Raw genomic sequence first — 24,912 nt, 5'->3', positions numbered from 1 at the left:
TCTATGACTAGCTTTGAATTCGACCAAAGTTTGTTGGCTGATTTACGCCTTAACGGATTCGAAAACCTTAAGAAAAACAAGTTCGTTAATGTAACAAATGATTTACTTTTTCTTATTGAAATTTGTATATCAAGAAAAGATGTGTTTGTTTGGTATGGTTGCTTTCCACTAACCGAAAAGGACATTTGGCTAGATGCTGTAGTCGTTGGTGGAAGGTTCCCAACTGTCGAGGAAAAAAAGAGTCTAGATGATCAGATTACACTAACCCTTAGAGACGGCTTAACCAAGGCTTTTTCAGAATTTGAAAAGCTAAATACTTTAGAAAAATTGCAAGCTAGTATTAGCAAGGAGGCAAAACCATATTTTCAATATGTTAAGGGCATATGCTTATCCACATTGGAAAGATATTCCGAGGCGAACAGATGTTTTGATGTCTTCTTGAATTCTGGCCTAAAAGGAGAGCAGTTCAGAATTACATCAGAAATGGTCGAGTTGATTAAAGCTGATGCAATAAAGCCATTTCCAGAAGAGAACAGGATTAAAAACATAAAAAAACTAAGATTAAGCAAGTTTCTCAAATAAATTGCCCAATAACCTAATGATATTTGTCAGTTCTATTTTGTTGAGTAACTTTATTCGGGAGCACATTAATTAAACTTCCGGAATGTATTTTGGATCTTCGTTTGTGACCTTGCCAGGCCCAAACCTTTGTCCTTAGATGTTCCACACGTTTATCATTTTCTGGTCCAAAGCGGGTTTCGGCTTGGTCCAGAAGGGGGGGATTTCCCCGCAGCGCGTTAATGTATGGATAGAGATTCGTAGATGTTTGTTGGATAGCTCAAAGTTGATCGGCCTCTGTGCTGGTTGTCGATGAATTTTTATAAAAACTGTCTAGTGAAAGCTGGGAAGTCCAGAGAGCCATATTGGCTGTATTGAAGACATGATGTAGAGAGCTGTAACGGTTTTGAGAAAATGGCGTCCCCACCGCGACTCGAACGCAGATCTAAAGCTTAGGAGGCTCTTGTTTTATCCAGTTAAACTATGGGGACGTAATTGAGAGAGCATTATTACTCACTCAATCAATGATTTAAAGCACTACTGACGCGCGACAAAATCATTTGGCTGTATATTCGCTAACAGTGAACCATCAATTGATTTCACCACCGCGGAGGTGGAGTAGGTGCGAGAGACTCTTACGCGGGTGGGGTGCACTTGGTATTGATAATGGAGGGTTCCGATAGGGTCATAAAATTGACTGACCTGTAGGAGCGTGAATTCATCGCCTTGTTTGACCCCTGCATTGCTGCCGAGGTTAATGTGAATCTCTTCATTTTTAACCGCCAGTACGCGACCATATGCTGGCGTACAGCTGATTGATTCGTCTACATCTTCTACGATTTCTTGCAGAATACCGTCAACTTCTCGACCAAAGCGAGATGACCACAATTCTTGTGTGTTTACGTCAACTTCGATGTGTTGATCGAATTCCCACTGTGCTTGTGTTGCATAGCTTTTTTGTAAAATCCTGCCGCCAGTTTGGCCCTCGTAAAGCGAGACATTCAACTTAAAGTGACGCAGCGGATAGTTGTCTTCCCAAAATGATAGCTTATCTGAAATTGACTCTTCAGAGTGCTCTAAACTGAGCTCAGTAATGGCCGCAAGTAATACATACTGAGTATTATGTTTGCGGGCAATCTGCACCACATGTTGTTGCAAGTTAATAATATCTGGATTGAGGTAATAAGGCTCCAGTGAAGACATCTCCGCGTATTGCCCTTGATTATCAAACGTGGATTGCAAACGAAGCGGAATATGGGCTCCGATGCCATAGATATTGCCTACGGCTGCGTGCTCTCGGTGAATAATAGGAAAGCGCGCTGTGCTGATGGTTTTTTTGTAATCGGACGCAGGGCAGTTAGCACCTTGAGGGAAAATGTCGGCACGTATGGATACTGTCACGTATCCGTCTTCGTAAGACTCATGAATAAGCTCAATAGCATTCACTTCTCCATGACTTCGAATTTCTAAATGATCGTCTTTAAGCAGGCCATTCGCCATTCGTTGCACACTTCTTACCGACGCGCCCGAATACAACAATGCTTGCTTTATGGCTTCTTGTGTGGCCTTCTCGCGCGCAAACTCCCGATTACCATTTTCAATGATGGCCTGTCCGGAAGACTCAAACCAAATAGCAAACGCGTTTGCACTTATGCCCAAGCAAAATAAAACAGTCAGTTTTATGAATACACGTTGCAGATTCAATTTAGACACCTTTACCATACCTTTACCACTGTCTATTTTTCGGCGTTACTTAACATTAATAGAGCTTCAAGCACAAACCATACCGTATTGTCGGTAGGCTACATCTCGATAGCTTTTCAAATATAAGGAAAAATGAGAAAGCGGCACGTAACTTGCTGCTATTCACTCAAGAAAGCAGGCAGGGTTGAACACCTGCAATAGTATTGTAGTGGTCATATTCATTAATAGGCTACAAAGATTAACGCGGTGACAGTGTATGAGTTCTACATTAAAACTTCTTCCCATTTTATCGGCACTTCTGTTGGGAGGCTGCTCTACTATGTTTGACAAGCAAGTTGAGTGGGAAACCATTGAGCCTGAAACCTACCCTGTTTTGCAGGCAATTGGTTATGCGCCAATTAGCCCACAACGAGGTGGCGATACTACAACTAAGACCTTGATGGCAATAAAAGCCTCTAAGCTTGATGCCTACCGAGAGTTAACAGAGCAAGTGTATGGCCAAAAAGTTGACGGTAATCAGACTCTCGCAAATTTGGTATTAACAGATACTAGCCTTAAATCGTCTGTGGAAGGTGTGATCAGAGGAGCGCGAGTCATAAAAAGCTACCCTGTTGGGGAAGACACCTATGCGACCGAACTGGAGTTAGATTTCGGGCGTGTTTACGCTATTTACCTTTCTACAGCAAAGCCGAAACGTATTCGAAAAGTGCATTACTACTAGTAGTCGAGTGAAGTGTACTAAAGCGGAGGCAACGGGTCTCCGCTTTTTTGTGAATGAATCAGATTACCCTATGCTTCGATGCTAGGACCCGACATCCCCCCTTTGGGGCGGCCGCTTTTGTCATACGTCATTGATTCTTTCGCTCGTGATTCGAGCAATAAATTTTTAAGGTGGGTAAGGCGTAATTGCCCTTGTTCAATCGCGCGTTGGTTTATTTCAGTGCGATACTTACACTCTTCAACTAAAGCATGGGCTTTATCAAATAATGGTTCTAGCTCTGCCTTGAGATCAGCGTCATCGGTTTTTTGGTAAAGATGTTTGATTTGCGTATCCGTTTGCGCAATGTCGTCGAGATTATGTGCTTTTTCTTCCACGAGTTTCATTAACGACTCGGGCTCTCTCGCGCTAATAAGATGCAGCTCGGTATCGAGCTGCACTTGAAGTGTTTCGAGTTGCTGAATTTGACCTTCTATGAGCTGTTTGAGGTTATTAGGCATAGGTTATTCAGTCTCTAACTAACGTTTGAGGCCAAAAATCTCCCCTTCAAGCGTGCTGATTTTTTGAGCCAATGCTTCAGGGTTGACTTTATATTCACCGCTTTGTATCGCCTTTTTCAGCTTATCGACTTTTTCTTGGTTTACAGGTGCGTCTGAACTGCGCTTTTGAACCTGCGATAATTGCTGAGCTGACTGAGTAAGCGATACAGAGTCAGTGCGTGGAGCCGTAGTAGCCACCTGCGCTTTTTGCGTTGCCGCTGCAGCCTGTTGATTGGCTGTTTGGTTTTGCGCCTGTTGCTGTTGATTCAGTTTTTGATTATCGATTGGGGCCTTGTTAATGCCGCCATTGATATTGTTGATAGCCATAATAACACCTAATACCTATTTAACCTCGTACCTTGTATCGGCCGACTTAAGGATAACTTTAACAAAAAATTGAAAAAAACTCATTAGGTAACGCAGCTATCTCTTTAAGGCTTAACCTGAAGTATAGAGTTTGTCTGCGAATAATGCACCTGAGACCTGTTTTAAATGCTAACAACGACTTCAGTTGGGTTGGTTACCCGACCATACACTTGTTTATTAGAGCGCGAGTTACGGATACGAATTGTCTCGCCAACCACGCCGTCTTCCTCGGCGATTCCTTGTGTTTTCAATACTAATCCGGCTGCATCAGCCTTAATCACGACTTGATCGCCTTTGCACACGTAGCAGAGAAGATCGGGTGACACTGGTGCGCCAGCGCGGCTTCTTCGCTTGATACGTGCGCCAATGACATTCTCTTTATCGGCAAAAGTGGTAAATCTTAACTGTTTTTTGTCAATGTCTACGACTTCCACGTGCGCGTCAGTCAAAATTGTGCCTGGGCTGACCATGGTTTTCAGCACCACAACGGGTTGAATGACAACGGTTCTTACCATGACATACAAATACCAATTATTTGCAGGGCAGGATGCCTTTACCGCAAAGTTTGATTGTTGTAGAGCGTCGTGGGAGGCAGAATAAACAAATTCTTCAGTACAGGCTGGGATTTGAATCCGAGGATCAATGTTTGACACGTGCACTTTTAGCGCTGCCTGATCAAAAGAGGCTAAATTTCTGTAAACAAATTCCTCTACCGAGTCGATAACATGTTGTCTCACCGAATTATTTTGGGTCTCAGCATAGCTGACACTTGGCAAAATAAGCGGAAAAAGACTCAAAAGAAGAAAAAAAATCTGTATTCTCATAATGCTAGGTAATTTTTTCATGTTCACTTGCCGTCATTTTGTCTATGCTTAATTCCATAGATCGGAAAAGTCTGTGAATGTGTCAAAATTCAGGCGCATTGTGAGGTACAAGCGCGTTAATTTTGCTTTCTTTTCGATTAACGCAAACATTGTGCCTAGTTTGAATATTTTTGGGGTGGTGTATGTCAGGTATTTTGGATTCAGTCAATCAACGAACGCAGTTGGTAGGACAGAACCGTTTAGAGTTATTACTGTTTAAGTTAAATACGCGACAACGGTTTGGTATCAACGTGTTTAAAGTGAGAGAGGTCCTGCAGTGTCCACCGTTGACCTCAATGCCGAAACTCAACGCGCTAGTCCGCGGAGTTGCACACATTCGTGGACAAACCATTTCTGTCATTGACTTAAGCATGGCGACGGGCGGTAAGCGCATAGAAGATTTAAAAAGCGCGTTTATCATTATTGCTGAGTACAATCGCTCGGTTCAGGGCTTTTTAGTGGGTTCTGTTGAACGCATTATTAACACCAACTGGGATGCGATTATGCCGCCACCACAAGGAACCGGACGTGCAAGTTATTTAACGGCCGTTACGGAAGTGGAAGGTGAATTAATTGAAATTCTTGATGTAGAAAAAATTCTTAATGAGATTTCACCATTAGATACTGATGTAAGTGAAGATGTAGTCAGTGATTTTGACAAGGAGAAATACGGTAGCAAAATCATATTTATCGCTGATGACTCTTCAGTTGCACGAAATCAGGTTAAAAAGGCACTCACCACATTGGGACTTGAAATAGAAGCAGCGAAAAATGGTCTTGAAGCCCTTAATCGTTTGAAAGAACTGGCTGCCGAAACGGGTAACGTGACAGACAAAGTAGGCGTGCTGGTATCAGACATTGAAATGCCAGAAATGGACGGCTATACCTTAACCGCAGAAATTAAAAATACACCAGAGCTTAAGAACCTCCATGTGATACTTCATACATCACTCAGTGGCGTGTTTAATCAGGCGATGGTGAAAAAAGTGGGTGCTGATGATTTCATTGCGAAATTTCACCCGGACGAACTTGCATCAGCAGTACAGAAATGGATAGAGCCGTAGAATAACAAACGGGTAATTATATACGTGGAAATGACAGAAGTTTCGTTGCAAACGTACAACGAATTTGGACAATTTCTAGAACGCAAGTGCGGTATTGTTCTAGGGTCCAATAAGCAGTATCTTGTTCGTAGCCGCCTTATGCCATTAGTGAGAGAAAAGTCTCTGCCTTCTCTCACTGCGTTGATAGACACCGTGATAAAAGAACGTGATCGAGAACTCGTCGAAACCGTTCTTGATGCCATGACGACAAACGAGACCCTTTGGTTTAGAGATACCTACCCATTTGACTTGCTTAAGCGTTCGTTATTGCCAGAGATTGCAACACGCGCCAGGAGTGTAAAAATTTGGAGCGCTGCATGTTCTTCGGGGCAAGAGCCTTATTCAATAGCCATTACGCTGGCAGAGTATCGACAAGCCAATCCCGGTGCTTTTAAAGATATGTCGTCTATATTAGGTACGGACTTATCGGCCGATATGCTCAAGAGGGCGAAATTAGGTGAATATGACAGTTTGTCGATTGCCAGAGGATTGTCGGAAGAGCGAAAGCGTCAATTTTTTGAGTCTTTGCCTTCCGGCGGCTACCGTATTTCTGACGAAATTAAACGGCAGGTGACCTTTCGACCTATTAACTTACTCAACCCTGTGTCAGGTATCGGTAAGTTCGATATTGTGTTTTGCCGCAATGTCTTAATTTACTTTTCGGCTGAGGTTAAACGCAAAATCCTGCAACAAATTGCCGCCTCACTCAATGAATCAGGCGTCTTATTCCTCGGGGCGTCAGAGTCTATTTCTGGTTTAAGTGAAGACTTTGATATGGTGCGTTGTAGCCCAGGCCTCTATTATCGTAAGAAAAACAGGTAGTTGCTCTAACTACCTGCCTTTAAATTTCATCTTATCTTCCGCATTGGCACACTGTTTGCTGTAAATTTCTCGTAAAGAGGAGAAGTTTATGGCAATCAGTCTCGATAGATTAGCGGGCTTTCATCATAAAGCCATTCAAATACGCACTGACCGTATGGAAGTGATAGCAGGTAATCTTGCTAACGCCAATACGCCAGGGTACAAAGCGCGAGATATCGATTTTCAAAGTGCGATGAAATCAGCCAAATATGCGCAAAAGCATTCTTTGGATCGCACCCATGAGCGCCATTTTCCCGGCTCTATGCAAACAAATTCTGAACTTCAGTATCGTATTCCAGCGCAACCAGACACGGGCGATGGCAATACCGTTGAAGTGCAAACAGAGCGTAATCAGTTTCTCGATAACGGTATGCGTTATCAGGCAGGCTTACAGTTTCTTGATGGCAAGTTTAAAGGCATGAAGAAAGCGATTGGTGGAGGTCAAGGCGGATGAGTTTATTTAATGTTATGGATATTGCGTCGACAGGTATGCATGCTGAAGGTGTGCGCCTTAATACCACGGCCAGTAATATCGCTAACGCTAACAGTATTAGTAGTAGCTACGATGCGACCTATAAAGCTCGTCACCCGGTATTTGCAGCAGAGATGGATAAAGCCTCAGCGCAGCAGGGCTTGGGAAGTGGAGTCAAAGTACTGGGTGTCGTAGAAAGCCCTAAGCCACTACAAATTGAGTATCGTCCCGGTCATCCTCAAGCCGATGAAAACGGTTATATCTATAAGCCCAATGTCAACGTGGTTGAAGAAATGGCAGACATGCTGTCGGCATCAAAGTCTTATGAAACGAATGTTCAGGTCGCTGATACCACTAAACGTATATTTCGTCGTGTATTAATGCTAGGGCAAGGCCGATAGTGGCTAAGTTAAGCAGCAAGAGGGCAAGCTTGTGACTACAGTAGACAACAATAGCGTAACTAACAAAGATCTCTATTGGCAGGAAGAAGGCGTCAAAATAGATGATGGTAGTCGTCAAAAACTAAGCCAAGAAGACTTCTTTGCCATGCTGACCGAACAGTTAGCCAATCAGGATCCCACCAAGCCCGTAGACAATGATCAGATGGTTGCACAAATGACCAACTTTACCATGGCTGAGGGCATCAATGATCTGAATGAAAAGTTTGAGGCGTTCTCTGCTTCTATGACATCAAATCAGGCATTGCAGGCATCAAGTTTGATAGGGCGACAAGTATTGTTGCCAGGCAATGTTGCTCCACTGCAAGAGGGAAGTGCGGGTATTTCGGGTGTAATCATCAACGAAAAAACCACGCAGGAAATGGAAATTTCTATTGAAAACGCGGCGGGTGAAGTGGTTAGAACGATGAAGTTAGGCACCCAGCCTGCTGGCAATATTGAATTTGGTTGGAACGGCAAAGATGCAGAAGGCAATCAATTGCCAGCCGGCAACTATGTGATCAAAGCACAAGGTTCGGTGAACGGAGAGCAAACTGCTATTCCAACAGCGATAAACCGTCAGGTGGCAAGTGTCAGTTTGGCGGGAAGTAATCAAGGTATTATTTTAAATCTGAATGGTGATCAGAGTGTGAAACTCGATGATGTCATTCAGATTGGCGGCTAGTCCGTATAACTGGTGACAGGAGAGAGTGAACAATGTCTTTTAATATAGCGTTAAGTGGTGTATCAGCTGCGCAGAAAGACCTAGATGTAACAGCAAACAATATTGCCAACGTAAACACGGTGGGCTTTAAAGAGTCTCGTGCGGAATTTGGTGACGTATATGCTGCGTCTTTACTTTCTGGTGGTAAAACGAAAGTAGGTGACGGGGTTTTGACACAGGATGTTGCTCAGCAATTTTCTCAAGGAAGCCTACAGTTTACCAATACTGCTTTGGATTTGGCGATAACCGGTAACGGTTTTTTTGCGACTGTACCCGAGCGTAGTTCTCGTGACTTTTCATTTACCCGTGCAGGGCAGTTTAAACTGGATTCTGACAACTTCGTGGTGAACTCCAGCGGTGATAACCTGTTAGGTTTTCCGGTGAATCCAGATGGTACGTCTGCATCTGTGGCATTGAGTACTACGGTGCCAGTAAGAATTCCTGATTCGTCAGGCTCACCACAGGCAACGACTGAAACACGTCCACGTTTTAACCTACCAGCGGGTGCTGATTCAAAAGATATCACGCTGTTTTCTCCAACTGACCCGAATACCTACAACGCAGCGACATCCATTACCATTTATGATTCGTTGGGTGATAATCATGAAATGACGTATTATTTTATGAAAGATTCGACGGCCGTAAACGAATGGGTGGTGGTAACGTATGTTGATAATCAACCGATTGATACCGTTGATTCAACAACTAACACAGTTCCTGGTCCAGGTGGTCCTAATGAAGCAGGAACAGCGACGGGTAACGCGATCAACGGTTTCCGAATGGAGTTTAGTAGCGGTGGCGATTTTATCGGTATTCGTGATGCGGCAAATAACCCGCAGGTGACAGGGGATATAGTGAGTGAGCCGCTAGGTAATCCACCGTTAACCAATGGTTCGGATGTGACCCAAACCATTACAACGAACTTTTCTTTAGACCCCGCTTTAGCGACGCCTGATGAACCTACACAGTTTGCATCGAACTTTGAAGTAACATCGTTAGAGCAAGACGGCTTACCTGTAGGGCGCTTGACGGGGATTGATATTGGCCCTGATGGCTTGGTTCGAGCGACCTTCTCTAACGGTACTTCAGAGCCTATCGTGCGAGTGGCACTGGTACGGTTTGCCAATGAGCAAGGCCTGACGCAGCAAAGTAATACGCAGTGGAAAGAGAGTATTTTGTCTGGCGAAGCACTAGCGGGTGAAGCGACAACCGGAACCTTTGGTGAAATTAACTCGTCGGCGCTTGAGCAAGCGAACGTGAATCTAACAACGGAATTGATTGACTTGATTATCGCTCAGCGTAACTTCCAGGCTAATTCTCGGGCATTGGAAGTGAATAACCAGCTCAACCAGACCATATTGAACATCCGATAACCCCTCATTTTGAAGGCCGCTTAGCGGCCTTTTTTCTGTCTACTTCCTCAGTTTGGCTTCATTTTAATCACGTTGGCATCTAAATTGCAGCGTATTTAGTTAAGTATTAACGGTAGTCAGAAAGTTGTCATGGACAAATTACTCTACATCGCCGCCAGTGGCGCTAAACAAGATTTACTCGGCACGGCAGTAAGAGCGAACAACCTTGCCAATGCACAAACCACAGGCTTTAAAGCGCAGCTTGAACAAGCGCGTGCGATGCCAGCCTTTGGAGAAGGCCTGCCCACCCGTGTTTTCGCAATGACCGAATCGCCCACCAACAATTATGAAGGTGGTGCGATGGTGAAAACGGATCGTGAGTTGGATGTGGCAATTCAAGGCAATGGTTGGTTTAGTGTTATCGATGCTCAAGGCAATGAAGCGTACACCCGTGCTGGCAGTTTACAAGTTGGACCCGATGGTGCGCTCAAAGATGCTCACGGCAATTTTGTTGTGGGTGATGCTGGCAATATTTTCTTACCGATACCTGTTTCAAATATCAATATTGCGACGGATGGAACCTTGTCAGTCAGGCCACAAGGTGCGCCTGTCACTGTTTTGGAAGAAATCGGCCGCTTAAAGCTGGTTAATCCTGATGTTCAGAATTTACAGCGTGGAAATGATGGTTTGTTTCGCCTGAAAGACGGGCAAATCGCAGATGAAGATCCCGATGTTCGTGTGATGACGGGCATGTTAGAAGGCAGCAACGTGAATGCTGTTGATGAAATGGTTCATATGATCAGCCTGCAACGGCACTACGAAATGCAGGTGAAACTCATGAAGAAAGCCGACCAAATGGATATGCGCGGCAATCAACTAATGCGTATTTTGTAATGCGCATTGAGATAACGTTTATAGGCGTGGAGGTATAAGATGCATCCGGCACTTTGGATTAGTAAAACTGGGTTAGACGCGGCACAAACTGACGTTGCCGTCATCTCTAACAACTTGGCCAACGCCAGTACCGTAGGCTTTAAAAAAGACAGAGCAATTTTTGAAGATTTGCTTTATCAGAATATCAACCAACCAGGTGGGCGCTCATCTGCTGACACGGAGTTACCCTCAGGGCTCATGTTGGGAGCGGGAAGTAAAGTGGTAGCCACTCAAAAAGCCCATACGCAAGGTAACATGCTAACCACAGACAATGCGTTAGATATGTCAATTCAAGGTCGAGGCTACTTCGAAATTTTGCAACCTGACGGTACGATCGCCTACACCCGAAATGGCCAGTTTACGTTGAATGATCAGGGACAAATAGTCACACCCGGCGCGGGCTTCTTATTGCAACCTGCGATTAATGTGCCCGAAAATGCGCAGCAGATCACCATTTCACAAGACGGTCAGGTTTCCGTCGCGGTTCGAGGTGAAGCTGAGCCCGCCATTCTTGGGCAGATTAACTTGTCAGATTTTATTAATCCAACAGGCCTTCAGCCAATTGGGCAAAACCTTTATGTTGAAACTGCGGTGAGTGGCGCGCCTATTCAGGGTGTACCGGGGCTTGAAGGCATCGGCAGCATTATTCAGGGTGCATTGGAAACCTCAAATGTTAACGTAACCGAAGAACTGGTCAACCTGATAGAAAGTCAGCGTTTGTATGAAATGAACTCAAAGGTCATTTCTTCGGTAGACCAAATGCTTGGTCAGGTTATTCAGCAACTATAGTAGGTAGCATTATGAAAATCATCGGCTTGATCTCTTTGATTGTTTTACTGGCTGGATGTCAGGCCACTGATCGTGTGTCTCCTTTACCTAATGATCCGTTTTACGCTCCCGTCATGCCTGAAGAGGCCATGCATAAAGTGGCCGAAGATGGATCTATTTTTCAGGCAAGTAACGCAAGTAGCCTGTATTCCGATGTTAAAGCGCGCAGAGTGGGTGACATCATTAGCGTCACGCTTCAGGAAAATACGAGCGCGAACAAGTCGGCAGGAACGAATACGAGCCGTGACAATGCGATCAATTACGATCCCATTATTGGCTTAGGTGGCAATCCTCTTAGGATTGGAAGTGAAAGTATCCAATTAGGCATCACGTCTTCTGACAGCTTTGAAGGCGATGCATCAGCCAATCAAAGCAACAGCTTGTCTGGCAGCATCTCTGTCACGGTTGTTCGTGTTTTGCCCAACCAAAATTTGATGGTTCGTGGTGAAAAATGGCTGACGCTTAATAATGGTGATGAATATATTCGTTTAACCGGCATTGTGCGTCCTGCGGATATTAGTCCTGACAATGAAATTGTCTCTAACAAAGTGGCCAATGCACGAATTCAATATAGCGGTACGGGCACTTTTGCCAATGCGCAGAAACAGGGCTGGTTGACCAAATTTTTCCAATCTGAGTGGTGGCCGTTATGATGTGGTACCGTCGTTACCTTACGGTGGGTTTGCTGATTGTTAGCTGCATATGTATAAACTCAGTGAGCTATGCACAGCGGATTAAAGATCTTGCCAGTATTCAAGGTGTGAGAAGTAATCAGCTGGTAGGTTATGGGTTGGTTGTGGGATTGCCAGGAACCGGCGAGCAAAGCCCGTTTACAGAGCAAAGCTTTCGTACCATGTTGTCGAATTTTGGCATCAAACTCGACAATAGCGTTAAACCTAAAATCAAAAATGTTGCCGCCGTTGCCGTACATGCCGACCTACCTGCATTTATCAAACCCGGGCAAACTATTGATGTGACAGTGTCTTCCGTTGGTGAGGCCGCGAGTTTGCGTGGCGGAACATTACTACAAACCTTTTTGAAAGGCCTTGATGGCAATATTTATGCAGTGGCTCAAGGAAGTGTCGTGGTCAGTGGTTTTGGCGCTGAAGGCGCTGATGGTTCGCGTATTGTGTCAAATACACCGACGGTGGGGCGCATTGCAAACGGTGCTATTGTTGAGCGCGGTGTAAAAAGTGGTTTAATGCAAAATGATTTTCTTACTCTAAACCTGCACCGACCTGACTTTTCAACTGCAAAAGCGCTGGCTGATACCATCAACATGCGCCTTGGCGCAGACCCAAGCAAAGGGTATGCACTCGCCACACCGATTGATGCTGCATCGGTTCGTGTTACAGCACCGAGAGATGTAGGGCAACGGGTTGGTTTTGTTGCCACTATCGAAAACTTTAATTTTACACCTGCAGACGCGCCTGCTCGGGTGATTATCAATAGTCGCACTGGCACCATTGTTATCGGTCAGGATGTAAGGCTGCTGCCGGCGGCGATTACCCATGGTGGACTTACTGTTACTATTACCGAAACTCAAAATGTTAATCAGCCTAACCCGCTTGCAGACGGGGATACGGTGGTGACTACTCAGTCTATTGTAGATGTGAATCTAGATGATACCCGCATGTTTAAATTTGAACCTGGCGTCACTCTCGATACGTTAGTTCGTGCAGTTAACGAAGTCGGGGCAGCGCCGGGAGATCTGATGGCAATACTTGAAGCGCTGCAACAAGCGGGTGCGCTTCAAGGTGAGTTGATTGTGATATAGGCAGAGGGCGAGCGATGGACTTTTCTTCAAATATGCAAAATCAGCTTGAGATGTCGCGAAATGTTCACGACTTCAAGGGGATCGATAATCTTCGCCGAGCTGCACAAGAAGGTGATGAAAGTGCGTTAAAAGAAGCGGCGCAACAGTTTGAAGCGATATTTGTTCAGATGATGCTTAAGTCAATGCGTCAGGCACAGGATGCTTTGTCAGATAAAGACAGTCCGTTCAATAGTCAGCAAGTAAAGTTCTATCGCGACATGCATGATCAGCAACTTGCCGTTGATTTGGCCAGTTCTGGTAGCATGGGCTTAGCCGATCTTATCATTCAACAATTGAGCCCAAATAAAGAAGGTTTCACGCCCGCGAGTATCATTCGACAAGATGGGAACTTATCTTCATTGTTATCAGAGAATCGCGTGAATCGTCGCGACAAACCAGCGTCTCCATTGGCATTGTCTGATGTTGATAATGCCTCAAATTCGCAGCCTGCCAAGCGACAAGTTTTTGATACACCTGAAAGTTTCATCGATGCCTTGGTGCCTGTAGTCGAGCAAGAGGCTGCAAAGCTGGGCTTGGATCCTCATGCCTTAGTGGCGCAAGCTGCCGTTGAAACTGGCTGGGGCAAGCACATGATTCACGGCACGAATGGGCAGAACTCCCATAATCTATTTGGCATCAAAGCCAATCAGGGTTGGCAGGGCGAGCGAGCGCATGTGGATACGCTCGAGTATCGCGATGGCGTAGCGAAAAAAGAAAAGGCGCACTTTCGTGCTTACGATTCTTTTGCAGACTCTGTAAAAGATTATGTGAGCTTTGTGTCGGAGAATCCGCGATATAAACAGGCTATTCGCCAAGTTGAACAGCCTCAGCAATATTTTAGCGAACTTCAAAAAGCGGGTTATGCAACCGATCCGAACTATGCAGATAAAGTGATTAGTGTGCTTAATCATGTCAAAAATCACATTGGCTCAGCGCTGACTGGACGCTAAGGAATAATCAATGATTCGCAATACCGATTTATATACAATTGCTCAGTCAGGGTTACGCGCTAGCAATACACTCCTTGATACCACGGGTCATAACATTGCCAATGTAAACACAGAAGGTTACGTACGTGAACGTACGACCTTTGTGACTCAACTTTACGGTGGAGTCGGACGTGGTACAACTGAGCGCGTTATCAATACCTTTGCCCAAAATCAGCTTCGACGCGATATTACTGAGGTCGGTGAACATGAAATTTATTCACAGCGCACATCGACGGTTGATAATTTGTTTGCCAGCGAAGCCAACAGTATTTCAAAAGCGCTGAGTCGTTTTTACGCATCAATTCAAACTGCAACAGATGAGCCGACAAATATGGCTGCCCGTCAGTTAGTTCTCGGAGAAGCGAATTCTCTAGTGGGGCAAGTGGGTACGATGTCTGAGTTTTTGAAAACCAAGGAAGAAGAGCTGAACCTTGAGTTGGAATCGACGATAAATCGTGCGAATTCATTGATTGAATCCATTGCGAAGCTTAACGACAAAATACGAGTTCTAGAGGCTAATAATAGCTACGAAGAGCCTGGTGCGCTCAAAAATGAGCGAGACAAGGCAATACGAGATTTGGCTGAAATTATGTCGATTGAGACTCGTCAAAGCGGAAATGACGACGGTATTACTATGGTCAACCTGACCAGTGGTGAATCTCTTGTTCTGGAAGATGGCACATTTAATTTATTTGGATTAAACGGTAACCCCGACATTCAGTATAAGAATCTTGAATTGAGAAGCACAGGTAAACCCACGTCGCTGCGTTTAGCTGAGGTTGATGTTGGTGGGAAAATGGGTGGGCTATTTCGTTATCGTAGTGAAGTACTCGATCCCGCTCGTCGTGAGCTTGGTCAGATTGCGTTGTCAATGGCGGCAGCCATGAATGAACAAAACCGCTTAGGCATGGATTACGACCAACAACTTGGCAGTAATATATTTCAGCTTCCTACCGTCTCTGGGTTAAATTATGCCGCCAATTCCAGCCTGGCATTGACGGCCAACGCGCGGGTGTCTGAAGACGGCGCGCGCGATTTGACCAGCGCGGATTACCAAGTCACCATTGACGCAGTAACGCCCGGTGCACCGCCGACGCTAGACGTTACCGTTGCGTTACTAAACCCCGATGGTAGCCCTGTAACCGATACCGCAGGCACCCCAATTACGCAAACCTACACGGGGCTGACAGCACAAGCGGGTACGTTTGAAAAAGTGTTAGGTGGGATTGAAATTGAGTTTCCTGATGGAGCGGGTTATGCCGTGGGAGACCAATTTTTGTTTCAACCTACTAAAGATGCAGCGGCTGATCTTGAAGTACAAATGACCAGACCTGAAGATATTGCATTGGCTTCGCCATTTCGCGTCGATGCGAGCATCAATAACTTTGGTGATGCCGAATTGGTATCAACAACGGTCACTAACACGGTGGTAGATAATACGGCACCGTTCGACCCTGATACGTCGGCATTTGATGGCGCAGGTGGTATTCAAGGTCCTGGTGTTGCACCTGGTGGTTTGGTGGGAGCACCTGCTTCAGTTGTTTTTACTTCAGCTACGTCTTATGAAGTACGAGATAGTGCCAACAATGTGATCGTGACTGTGGCCGGGGCAACAGACTTAAACAATTTACTTCAACAAGCTAAAGGCGCGCCGGGTTACCCCGCTGCGTGGACCGCGTTGAATGATTACCCTGGCTATGACTTTAGCCTTCAAGGGGTACCCAAAGCCGGTGATACATTTAACATTTCATACAATACCGATGGTCTGAATGATAACCGTAATGGCCTTGAGCTTGCCAATTTACAGAATAAAGATGTTGTGCTGTCGAGTAATAATGGCACTACCAGCCGTTTTTCCTTCCAAGAGAAATACGCCAATATTGTCAGTGATATTGGAGAAAAGGCCGCGGTGGCCGATATTTCATTAAAGGCGGCGGAAGCGATGAAAGATCAATCGAAAAATTGGTTTGAATCGGTATCAGGCGTTAGTTTAGACGAAGAGGCTGCAAACTTGGTGCGATATCAACAAACCTATGCAGCGTCTGCTAGAGTATTAACTACGGCACAAACTCTTTTCGACACAATACTTGGCGCGGTTCGATAGGTGACGGGAGGGCATTTCTTTGCGTATTTCAACGAATCAACTTTTTGATAGAAGCATTAAATCTGTATTGGATAATCAGGGAGATATCTCTGACATTCAGCAGCAACTGTCTTCTGGAAAAAAACTTCTGCGGCCTAGTGATGATCCTGTGGGGGCCGCGAAAGTGGTGCGACTTACTGAAGAGCTGGATCAGATTGAGCAATTTAAACGCAACAATGACCTCCTTAAAAGTTCGTTAGATCAGGAAGAGGCGGTACTTCGTAACATCAAGTCATCGATGGACAAAGCGCGCCAACTCATGGTGCAAGCAGGAAATGGCATTTACGGTGATATTGATCGTGAGGCCATCGCAATCGAAGTTGGCCAAATTCGCGATGAAGTGTTTGACTTAATGAACAGCCGTAATGCTAATGGTGAATATATTTTCTCAGGGTATCAAACCGGTACGCCTGCGTTTATTTACGATCCGACAGCGACCGGCAATAAATACCAGTACCAAGGGGATGATGGCGTTAATAAGATCCAGGTGTCTGAAAACGTCAATCTTCAAGCAAATAGTAATGGTAAAGAAGTCTTTGAAGATGTACTTGCGCGTTTGAAAACATCAATCACAGCGTCTACTGCGACGAGTGCTTCATCAACGATTACGCAACAAGCCGCTTTTGATCAATTTCATAAAGATAATTACGACTTACTCACGCCAGCGAATAATGATTATCGGATTACCGTATTGCCAGGTGGAAACCAGGTACAAATCGATAATATCGGGACAGGTGCCACTGTCGGTACAGTCGGCTATACATCTGGCGAGCCGTTCACCTTTAAAGGCATTGAGTTTAATATAACAGGTGGGCCTGGTAATACCGTCGACTTTACTCTTCAGCCTCCGGAAAAAGAAAACTTTGCAGAAATCCTGAACGATTTTTACATTGCTTTGAATGACGACAATATGACTGAAAAGCAGTTCAGAGAAGAGTTAAATGATGCATTGGTGGGCACAGATAATGGTTTAGTGTCGCTAGCAAATGCGAACTCTGGATTGGGTGGCAGGTTAAATGTTGCCAGTTCTGTGTACGTGTCTAACCTTGATTTGGAAATTACCAATAAGCAGGCTCGTTCGGATATTGAAGATGTTGATTATGCGGAAGCTGTGTCTGAGCTGAGTAAGCAAGAAACTGCGCTGCAAGCGGCACAAGCTACCTTTGCACGGGTTACAGGGCTGTCACTTTTCGATTATATCTAGTACGTTTACAACAATAAACGACACACTTTAATGTGTTATTGAGTCAGTTCAAAAAAGGAATATGAATGAGAGCTTTGATGGTGGTCGGCGAAAACCGCTACGGCGTAGTATCGTCGTTTGTGAATGGATTAGCGGATGCCCTCAAACAGAAAAGCATCGATGTCTCATTGTTATCAGTAGAAAATGACACGTGCGTTGCTGATTCTGTATTAGCGTTAGAAAGCGGAATCGATTTCGACTTTGTAGTGAGTTTTAATGGCCTAGGCTTAGACTTACAGGTTTCGGGTCAGCGCGACTATTTGAAGCACGTTGGTAAGCCGATTTATGTGTTGCTAGTTGATCACCCATTACATTTGTTTTCTCGCTTTTATGGTGCAAACGTAACCGTGCTGTGTGTCGACCAAGAGCACGCTGCGTTTTGCCAACTCTGCGGTATTGATGCGTTGTATTTTCCTCATGCGGCAGACGAAAACTGGTTGGCTGAACCCGTGACAGGCTTTGAGGACAAAACCGACGAAATAATCTTTCCCGCTTCCCATTTCTCTTTAATGCACTGGCGAAAAAAACTTGAACCCGTATGGTCTCAGGTGGGAGAGATGATCGACGGCACGCAGTCAATTACGCGCTTTATGCAAGCCATCGGTATTCTGCCTATTGGCGAGCACGCAGCCACAACGCCGCTAGATGAAAATCTTAAAACCGTATGCATGTTTGTGGATTTTTATCAACGAGCAAAAAAGCGACGTGAGGCGTTACACCATGCTGAAGAAAAAGGCGTGCGTTTGACGGTCGTTGGCGCAGATGCATCTAGATATAAAGAAGTGAGTGACTTTCATCATTATGAAGATGCAATGCCGTTCTCTGATTTATGTTTACGTATTAAACACGCTCGCTACGGATTTCATAACTCGCCTGGCTTTGAAAGGGGGCTGCATGAGAGGTTGATGATGCCGTTGGCATTAGGCACATTGACAATTATCGATGACGTTCCTTTTGCTCAACACGCAATACATCCAGCGCTGCAATATTTGAATTTAGCTTCCTTCAGCCCTCTTGATGGCGACAGTTACGTGAATATCCAGCACATATTACGTGCCGAAATTGCGCAAAATCATACATGGAATAACCGCGCTGATACGCTACTTGCTCACGTTAACAGTAAAACCGCATAAGCGCTTACCCTACCAATCTTTGGGCTTTATCATGTCATGCCCGACTACAATGCGAGTTGAGCAAGATACACATTAGTTTTGCCTTCATGTGACGAATAGTAGCTCACATAGAGTGTATCGTTCACCTTAACGAGCCCTGGATAGCTGCAATCGCCGGCAGAGGGCAATGTGATCAAGTGGGTAAGTGATTTGTCTTTTAAGTTTAACGTCCAAATGGCAGTGCTTATTTGGTCGTATTCCCATTGCCTTCCCGCTACGAGGCAATAGTTATCATCTAGCGGCAACATCACAGGGCCACCGATATACTGATGCAGATCGTGCCATGTCCATTTTTTAAAAGGCGCAGACGCAATGCCTAATTGGGCTGTGCAAGTATCTGCGTCGCGTCTTACCAGCGCGTAGCATGTACCCAACGAATCGAACATCATATCGCTTTCATTCGGATACCCTAAACCTTGTTTTTCTTTACTCAATACATTTTTCTCGAAGCAGTAGAAGCGACGCTTCGGGTGACCTTGATATAAATGAATGGCTTGGGCTGAGCGGTTGTACGCTAACCCATACGCCTGGTTTTGATGCCACCGAATACGCCAAAGCCACCAGTATGCGTCACCGAAAAAGCGTGGAGACGACCAACTCGTGCCATCGGCAGAGCTCCAACATACGGGCTTACTTTCACTCTGCGTGCGTGCATACGCGATGAGTAAAAGTTGATTGTCTGGCGTAATGGTTAACTTCGGATCACGAAGATCACATTGCCACCAATTGATTTGGTTTTCTGCGACCACATTACCACTCAAATCAAGGGTTAAAATGCGAATGTTGCCATCTCGGCTAACATGATTCGTCGCCTCTCTGTAGCAACAAAATAGTTGATTGTTAAAGTAACAAAGATCGGTAAATCCATTGTGTTGATCACGTCGTCCGACGGCGGTTATTGATTTTATTTGCATTTTTTTCACATCTCCCGAGCTTTTCTGATCTTTAATAAAATCATAGGCTTAAATCATTCAAAACGGCAAGTCTCTGCCTCAAGGCACAAAATAGCGGCAAAATATGTTAAAGGCTTTTTTTTGACCGTCGATAAACATAAACGAGAGAGCCAGTAACAACATCCTACTTTGTAAGTTGTTGTTCTATTTAGTGTTATTAAACCACCGGATTGTATTCGGTTGCCAGCGAATGCTGGACTGAGAGTGTAGGAGACTTCCCATGACATTATATGTCAACACTAACGTGTCGTCTTTGAATGCGCAACGTCAATTATTTGATGTTACGCAAAGACTTAACACGTCATTTGAACGTTTATCATCAGGTTTTCGTATTAACCGTGCTGCAGATGATGCTGCGGGTTTGCAAATCACTGACCGAATGACATCTCAAGTTCAAGGCCTTGATCAGGCTGTAAGAAACGCAAATGATGCGATTTCACTAACACAGACTGCTGAAGGTGCGCTGCAAGAGGTGACAAACAGCTTACAACGTATTCGTGTGCTTGCCGTGCAATCACAAAACGGCATCAACACCTCTGCTGACCGTGCAGCGCTACAAAAAGAAGTATCTGCGCTGAAAGTCGAAATTTCTCGTGTCGCGACCACCACGCAATTTGCAGGGGTAGACTTATTAACCGGAGGCTATTCTGCTGCATTCCTTGTTGGAGCAAATGGTGGTCAAACAATCAGCGTTAACTTGTCGCGCTCTGGTGGTTTCGGTACGTCTGGTCTGAATTTAGGTACGAATACCGTTACAACGGCAGCCAATGCATCAGCAATGCTGACAGCCGTGGATTCTGCAATATCAACAATTGGTGCCACGCGCGCTGATTTGGGTGCACTACAAAACCGTTTTCAGTCAACCATTCGAAACTTAAGTAATATTTCTGAAAACGTATCGGGCGCACGTTCACGAATTCGTGATACTGACTTTGCGGCAACGACTGCAGAGCTAACACGTAACCAGATCATTCAGCAGGCGAGCCAAACCGTTTTGGGGCAGGCAAACCAGCGACCACAGGCTGCGTTGCAGTTATTAGGATAAGATCTCGCGGGTGAGGGCGTCAGGAGGTAGTGAATTCGTGATTAACCTTACCCGTTTGAGAGTTTCGCTCACTCTCTCCTAACGTACGAGCGGTTGGCCGGACTTGATTCGGCCTTTTTCTCACTTCATGCTTAAATTTATCTTTAGCTTCTATTTTACTACGTTATCTCCATCCATTTAATCTTAATCAGTAATTTGGCAAAACTTTGCCTGCCTGTCAGCTCAGTGTTTACAGGATATTTGGCGCTTAAGGCATGTTTCTACCGCCTTTTGATAAAAAATGGCAAATTTCATTTAAGTTATTTTTCCTGCCGACGATAACTATTCATGAGAGGGCAGTGTCAATCTCCCAGTGAATACCGGGCTGATTGCACCATAAAGAGTAGTTTCAACTGGTGTATCAAATTTGCTTGCCAAAGCCGATTATTCCAGTTGCCGACCAAGTCAGTCGGACTGAGAGTGTAAGAGAGAAGTATCATGTCTTTATATGTAAATACCAACGTTTCATCTTTAAACGCACAACGTCAACTATTCGACGTGTCTCAGCGTTTGAATACGTCATTTGAACGTTTATCATCAGGATTTCGAATCAACCGTGCGGCAGATGATGCGGCAGGTTTACAAATTACCGACCGTATGACATCTCAAATCCAGGGATTGGATCAGGCGGTAAGAAATGCGAATGACGCAATTTCTTTAACCCAAACGGCCGAAGGTGCGCTTCAAGAAGTAACATCTAGCCTACAACGAATTCGTCAGCTAGCCGTGCAATCTCAAAATGGTATTAACACGTCAGCTGACCGTGCCGCACTGCAAAAAGAAGTGTCTGCACTTAAAACTGAAATTTCACGTGTTGCGCAAACCACACAATTTGCGGGTGTAGATCTACTTACTGGTGGCTACTCAGCGGCATTCCTTGTTGGCGCAAACGGTGGTCAGACGATTTCTGTTAACCTATCTCGTACTGGCGGATTTGGTACGTCTGGCCTGAGTCTTGGAACGAACTCTGTTGCAACCGCAGCGCAAGCGTCTGCCACATTAGCAGCAGTAGATGCGGCTATTTCTACAATTGGTTCAACGCGAGCTGACTTAGGTGCGCTTCAAAACCGTTTTCAATCAACGATTCGTAATTTGAGTAATATCTCTGAAAACGTATCTGGTGCACGTTCACGTATCAAAGATACTGATTTTGCGACAGAAACTGCGGAACTCACACGTAATCAGATAATCCAGCAGGCGAGTCAGACTGTATTGTCTCAGGCAAATCAGCGTCCCCAGGCTGCACTTTCGCTACTTGGATAATAAGATACAACGCGCACATGTGATTAGTCACTGATATGTGCAAACTGAGCCAGACTTTACGTCTGGCTTTTTATTGAAAATCACCTTTTTAGATCATTTTTGTTCCAAAAAGGGAATAATGTCGTGTTACTGAATGAATATTTTTATTCATTTTTTGCATGAGGCGATAACTTTCCGCATTTTTTTACCTTGTGGTAAAAAAATGCATTTAATAAAATCTAATTAAAACAATACGTTAAACTTATTAGGGCAAATAATTACCGTTTTGGCTCAAAAAGGCAATTATTTGCCTAAAGTTATTTTTTAATCAGGCGATAACCTTAAATGAGAGGCCAGTGCCAATCTCCATTTCTAAACAATTTGGTGATTGCACTACCAGTGTAGTTTCAACTGACATTCGTTAGTTGCCGGCTGATAGGTCGGACTGAGAGTGTAAGAGGTAGTACCATGTCAATGTATGTAAACACTAACGTTTCATCTTTGAATGCACAGCGTCAATTATTTGATGTGTCGCAAAGATTGAATACGTCTTTCGAGCGTCTTTCATCAGGTTTCCGTATCAACCGAGCAGCTGACGATGCTGCAGGTTTGCAGATTACTGATCGAATGACATCTCAGGTTCAGGGTTTGAATCAAGCTGTTCGTAACGCGAACGATGCGATTTCACTTACGCAAACCGCGGAAGGTGCAATGCAAGAAGTGACTTCTAGCTTGCAACGTATCCGTCAGTTAGCAGTGCAATCACAAAACGGTATCAACACATCTGCTGACCGTGCTGCACTTCAAAAAGAAGTGTCTGCACTCAAAACAGAAATTTCGCGTGTAGCGCAAACTACACAGTTCGCGGGTGTTGATTTACTTAAGGGTGACTACTCTGCGGCATTCCTAGTGGGTGCGAATGGTGGTCAAACAATTAGCGTTAACTTGTCTCGTTCAGGCGGTTACGGTACGTCTGGTTTAGGGTTGTCGACCAACTCTGTTGCCACAGCTGCGCAAGCATCAGCTACGCTAACTGCGGTAGATGCGGCGATTTCGACGATTGGTTCAGCGCGAGCTGATTTGGGTGCGCTTCAAAACCGTTTCCAGTCAACCATTCGTAACTTGAGCAACATCTCTGAAAACGTTGCGGGTGCACGTTCACGTATCAAAGATACTGACTTTGCATCTGAAACCGCAGAGTTAACGCGAAACCAGATCATTCAGCAGGCAAGCCAGACAGTTCTGTCTCAGGCGAACCAGCGTCCTCAGTCAGCATTGTCGCTGCTAGGATAATTATTGAGAAATCACGCTCGCTCTCTCAATTGAGCGTGATATTTCAAAAATAACACTTTTTAGCTCAATTTCTCTCCTAACACATTTGAGCAGAGGCCAGCACTACGCTGGCCTTATTTATTTAAGTTATTGAAAAATATAGATATTAAAAAATAGTTAAATTTTTTTCTAAAGGAATTTTTACATCCTAACGATAACCAGAGCATAAGGCACTGATACAAAAATAATAACAAGCAGGCCTACAAAGTAACGTCATAAAAGCAATAAAAATCAGAACGTTACATGACACGAAAGTGTCAACGTTAATAGCAAATAATAAAAATACATGCCGTTAACGTGAAATAAAATCGTTAGGAGAAAAAAATGAGTTTATACGTTAATACGAACGTGTCTTCGTTGAACGCTCGTCGTCAACTATTCACGTCTAATACAGAGCTCAACACAGCGTTTGAGCGTCTATCCTCAGGCTTTCGCATTAACAGTGCGAAAGACGATGCTGCCGGTTTGCAGATTTCTGACCGCATGACATCTCAGATTATGGGATTGGACATGGCAGTGAGAAACGCAAATGATGGCATTTCACTATCGCAAACGGCTGAAGGTGCACTCCAGGAAATCACGGTTGCATTGCAACGTATTCGTGTCTTGGCGGTGCAGTCACAAAACGGGATTAATTCGTCAAGTGACCGTCTTGCGCTTCAAAAAGAAGTATCTGCACTGAAACTAGAGATCAGCCGTATAGCGACAACCTCACAGTTCGGTGGTGTAGACATTCTTGTTGGGAATTATTCTGCGGTATTTTTGGTGGGCGCAAATGCGGGCCAATTTATCAGTGTAAATATTTCCAGAACTGGTGGATACGGCGCTTCGGGCTTGTTCAATGGACAAAATGTCTCTGTTGCCACTGCACCTCAGGCATCAGCTGCTATGACTTTTGTTGATGCAGCGATTTCAATCGTTGATGCAAAGCGTGCCGATCTCGGTGCAATACAAAACCGTTTTCAATCCACAATTCGAAACTTGAGCAATATTTCGCAGAATGTGTCTGCGGCAAGATCGCGAATTCGTGATACAGATTTTGCCACCGAAACGGCAGAACTGACCCGCTGGCAAATTATTCAACAGGCGAGTACAACGGTGTTGAGTCAGGCAAACCAAAGACCACAAGCTGCATTGAGTCTGCTGGGAGGGTAATATGATAAAAATCAATAGGTTAGATACGCACATGCGGGGGCAGGCTGCAATCTAGCAAGATAGAGTTATCACCTAATGTGGGGGCAGGCGGTGATAGAAAGAGACAATGCTGTGAGCGACAAATCGGGTTAAGAGAAAAGTGCTTTTTTGCCTTTCATCAAAGAAACATTTCTCTCTTGATCTGCAAAAAATAGGAAAAGAAGGATCGGTCGAATTGCAAAATGTGGGGGCAGGCTGCAACCGACCGAAGATAGAGACAATGCCAGGTAAGGCGCAAATCAGGTTAAGAGAAAAGCGCTTTTTTGTTCCTGAGAGGAACAGTCGA

Annotated in this window: 25 protein-coding genes and 1 tRNA gene; 20 read left to right on the top strand and 6 right to left on the bottom strand. The window is 44.7% G+C overall.

What is annotated here, in order from left to right:
* Nucleotides 1–3: 3 nt before the first annotated feature.
* A complete protein-coding gene (locus tag OE749_RS12395) occupies nucleotides 4–582 on the top strand; it encodes a hypothetical protein (RefSeq protein ID WP_263712786.1) in 579 nt (192 codons plus the stop codon).
* 391 nt (nucleotides 583–973) lie between these two features.
* Here OE749_RS12395 and OE749_RS12390 read toward each other — a convergent pair.
* Nucleotides 974–1,049, bottom strand: a tRNA-Arg gene (locus OE749_RS12390).
* Between the two features lie 46 nt (nucleotides 1,050–1,095).
* Nucleotides 1,096–2,271, bottom strand: coding sequence for a flagella assembly protein FlgT (locus OE749_RS12385; protein WP_263712785.1), 1,176 nt, complete (start codon nucleotides 2,269–2,271; stop codon nucleotides 1,096–1,098).
* Nucleotides 2,272–2,518: 247 nt separating this feature from the next.
* Here OE749_RS12385 and OE749_RS12380 point away from each other — a divergent pair, with 247 nt between their 5' ends.
* Complete coding sequence (locus OE749_RS12380; RefSeq protein WP_263712784.1) at nucleotides 2,519–2,983, top strand: LPP20 family lipoprotein; 465 nt, start codon at nucleotides 2,519–2,521, stop codon at nucleotides 2,981–2,983.
* 68 nt (nucleotides 2,984–3,051) lie between these two features.
* On the opposite strand, the gene OE749_RS12375 is transcribed toward OE749_RS12380, so the two are convergent.
* The 3 genes from OE749_RS12375 to flgA form a co-directional block, all read right to left on the bottom strand.
* Nucleotides 3,052–3,480, bottom strand: a complete 429-nt coding sequence (locus tag OE749_RS12375) for a flagellar protein FlgN (protein WP_263712783.1) — start codon at nucleotides 3,478–3,480, stop codon at nucleotides 3,052–3,054.
* Nucleotides 3,481–3,498: 18 nt separating this feature from the next.
* Entirely contained in the window at nucleotides 3,499–3,846 is a 348-nt protein-coding gene (gene flgM / locus OE749_RS12370) for a flagellar biosynthesis anti-sigma factor FlgM (protein ID WP_263712782.1), read from the bottom strand.
* 161 nt (nucleotides 3,847–4,007) lie between these two features.
* Entirely contained in the window at nucleotides 4,008–4,730 is a 723-nt protein-coding gene (flgA, locus tag OE749_RS12365) for a flagellar basal body P-ring formation chaperone FlgA (RefSeq protein ID WP_263712781.1), read from the bottom strand.
* A gap of 161 nt (nucleotides 4,731–4,891) precedes the next feature.
* On the opposite strand from flgA, the gene OE749_RS12360 reads away from it, so the two are divergent.
* From OE749_RS12360 to OE749_RS12295, 14 genes are all read left to right on the top strand, one after another.
* Nucleotides 4,892–5,812, top strand: a complete 921-nt coding sequence (locus OE749_RS12360) for a chemotaxis protein CheV (protein WP_263712780.1) — start codon at nucleotides 4,892–4,894, stop codon at nucleotides 5,810–5,812.
* Between the two features lie 30 nt (nucleotides 5,813–5,842).
* Nucleotides 5,843–6,673 carry a CheR family methyltransferase gene (locus OE749_RS12355; protein ID WP_263712926.1) on the top strand — a complete coding sequence of 277 codons (831 nt, stop codon included), beginning with the start codon at nucleotides 5,843–5,845 and terminating at the stop codon, nucleotides 6,671–6,673.
* Between the two features lie 88 nt (nucleotides 6,674–6,761).
* Nucleotides 6,762–7,166 carry a flagellar basal body rod protein FlgB gene (flgB, locus tag OE749_RS12350; RefSeq protein ID WP_263712779.1) on the top strand — a complete coding sequence of 135 codons (405 nt, stop codon included), beginning with the start codon at nucleotides 6,762–6,764 and terminating at the stop codon, nucleotides 7,164–7,166.
* Nucleotides 7,163–7,585, top strand: coding sequence for a flagellar basal body rod protein FlgC (flgC, locus tag OE749_RS12345; RefSeq protein ID WP_263712778.1), 423 nt, complete (start codon nucleotides 7,163–7,165; stop codon nucleotides 7,583–7,585). The genes flgB and flgC overlap by 4 nt, the downstream gene beginning before the upstream one ends.
* 31 nt (nucleotides 7,586–7,616) lie before the next feature.
* On the top strand, nucleotides 7,617–8,306 hold the full coding sequence (flgD, locus tag OE749_RS12340) for a flagellar hook assembly protein FlgD (RefSeq protein ID WP_263712777.1): 690 nt from the start codon (nucleotides 7,617–7,619) through the stop codon (nucleotides 8,304–8,306).
* Nucleotides 8,307–8,338: 32 nt separating this feature from the next.
* The gene (flgE, locus tag OE749_RS12335) at nucleotides 8,339–9,718 is read left to right on the top strand and encodes a flagellar hook protein FlgE (protein WP_263712776.1); all 1,380 of its coding nucleotides are present in this window, start codon (nucleotides 8,339–8,341) and stop codon (nucleotides 9,716–9,718) included.
* Between the two features lie 129 nt (nucleotides 9,719–9,847).
* Nucleotides 9,848–10,591 (top strand): flagellar basal body rod protein FlgF, encoded by a 744-nt coding sequence (locus tag OE749_RS12330; protein WP_263712775.1) that lies wholly within the window; start codon nucleotides 9,848–9,850, stop codon nucleotides 10,589–10,591.
* Between the two features lie 39 nt (nucleotides 10,592–10,630).
* Entirely contained in the window at nucleotides 10,631–11,419 is a 789-nt protein-coding gene (flgG, locus tag OE749_RS12325; RefSeq protein WP_263712774.1) for a flagellar basal-body rod protein FlgG, read from the top strand.
* A gap of 11 nt (nucleotides 11,420–11,430) precedes the next feature.
* Nucleotides 11,431–12,111, top strand: a complete 681-nt coding sequence (gene flgH / locus OE749_RS12320) for a flagellar basal body L-ring protein FlgH (protein ID WP_263712773.1) — start codon at nucleotides 11,431–11,433, stop codon at nucleotides 12,109–12,111.
* Nucleotides 12,108–13,235 (top strand): flagellar basal body P-ring protein FlgI, encoded by a 1,128-nt coding sequence (locus OE749_RS12315; protein WP_404828174.1) that lies wholly within the window; start codon nucleotides 12,108–12,110, stop codon nucleotides 13,233–13,235. Before flgH ends, OE749_RS12315 begins: the two co-directional genes overlap by 4 nt.
* Before the next feature lie 14 nt (nucleotides 13,236–13,249).
* A complete protein-coding gene (gene flgJ, locus OE749_RS12310; RefSeq protein ID WP_263712772.1) occupies nucleotides 13,250–14,224 on the top strand; it encodes a flagellar assembly peptidoglycan hydrolase FlgJ in 975 nt (324 codons plus the stop codon).
* Nucleotides 14,225–14,234: 10 nt separating this feature from the next.
* Entirely contained in the window at nucleotides 14,235–16,367 is a 2,133-nt protein-coding gene (gene flgK, locus OE749_RS12305) for a flagellar hook-associated protein FlgK (RefSeq protein ID WP_263712771.1), read from the top strand.
* A gap of 19 nt (nucleotides 16,368–16,386) precedes the next feature.
* Nucleotides 16,387–17,610: a flagellar hook-associated protein FlgL gene (gene flgL, locus OE749_RS12300; protein WP_263712770.1), complete on the top strand. Its 1,224-nt coding sequence runs from the start codon at nucleotides 16,387–16,389 to the stop codon at nucleotides 17,608–17,610.
* Between the two features lie 65 nt (nucleotides 17,611–17,675).
* Entirely contained in the window at nucleotides 17,676–18,782 is a 1,107-nt protein-coding gene (locus OE749_RS12295) for a hypothetical protein (protein ID WP_263712769.1), read from the top strand.
* Between the two features lie 44 nt (nucleotides 18,783–18,826).
* On the opposite strand, the gene OE749_RS12290 is transcribed toward OE749_RS12295, so the two are convergent.
* Nucleotides 18,827–19,735, bottom strand: a complete 909-nt coding sequence (locus tag OE749_RS12290) for a hypothetical protein (protein WP_263712768.1) — start codon at nucleotides 19,733–19,735, stop codon at nucleotides 18,827–18,829.
* Between the two features lie 259 nt (nucleotides 19,736–19,994).
* Between OE749_RS12290 and OE749_RS12285 the strand changes: the two genes are divergently transcribed.
* The 4 genes from OE749_RS12285 (at nucleotide 19,995) to OE749_RS12270 (ending at nucleotide 24,587) form a co-directional block, all read left to right on the top strand.
* Complete coding sequence (locus OE749_RS12285) at nucleotides 19,995–20,819, top strand: flagellin N-terminal helical domain-containing protein (protein ID WP_263712767.1); 825 nt, start codon at nucleotides 19,995–19,997, stop codon at nucleotides 20,817–20,819.
* A gap of 477 nt (nucleotides 20,820–21,296) precedes the next feature.
* Nucleotides 21,297–22,121 carry a flagellin N-terminal helical domain-containing protein gene (locus tag OE749_RS12280; protein ID WP_263712766.1) on the top strand — a complete coding sequence of 275 codons (825 nt, stop codon included), beginning with the start codon at nucleotides 21,297–21,299 and terminating at the stop codon, nucleotides 22,119–22,121.
* 447 nt (nucleotides 22,122–22,568) lie between these two features.
* Nucleotides 22,569–23,393, top strand: coding sequence for a flagellin N-terminal helical domain-containing protein (locus tag OE749_RS12275; RefSeq protein WP_263712765.1), 825 nt, complete (start codon nucleotides 22,569–22,571; stop codon nucleotides 23,391–23,393).
* A gap of 363 nt (nucleotides 23,394–23,756) precedes the next feature.
* A complete protein-coding gene (locus tag OE749_RS12270) occupies nucleotides 23,757–24,587 on the top strand; it encodes a flagellin N-terminal helical domain-containing protein (protein ID WP_263712764.1) in 831 nt (276 codons plus the stop codon).
* The last annotated feature ends 325 nt before the right edge of the window (nucleotides 24,588–24,912 follow it).

This window comes from Fluctibacter corallii (assembly GCF_025751585.1).
Taxonomy (GTDB): domain Bacteria; phylum Pseudomonadota; class Gammaproteobacteria; order Enterobacterales; family Alteromonadaceae; genus Fluctibacter_A; species Fluctibacter_A corallii.
Note: the sequence above shows the minus strand (reverse complement) of the source record. Positions and strands in the feature narration are given on the sequence as shown.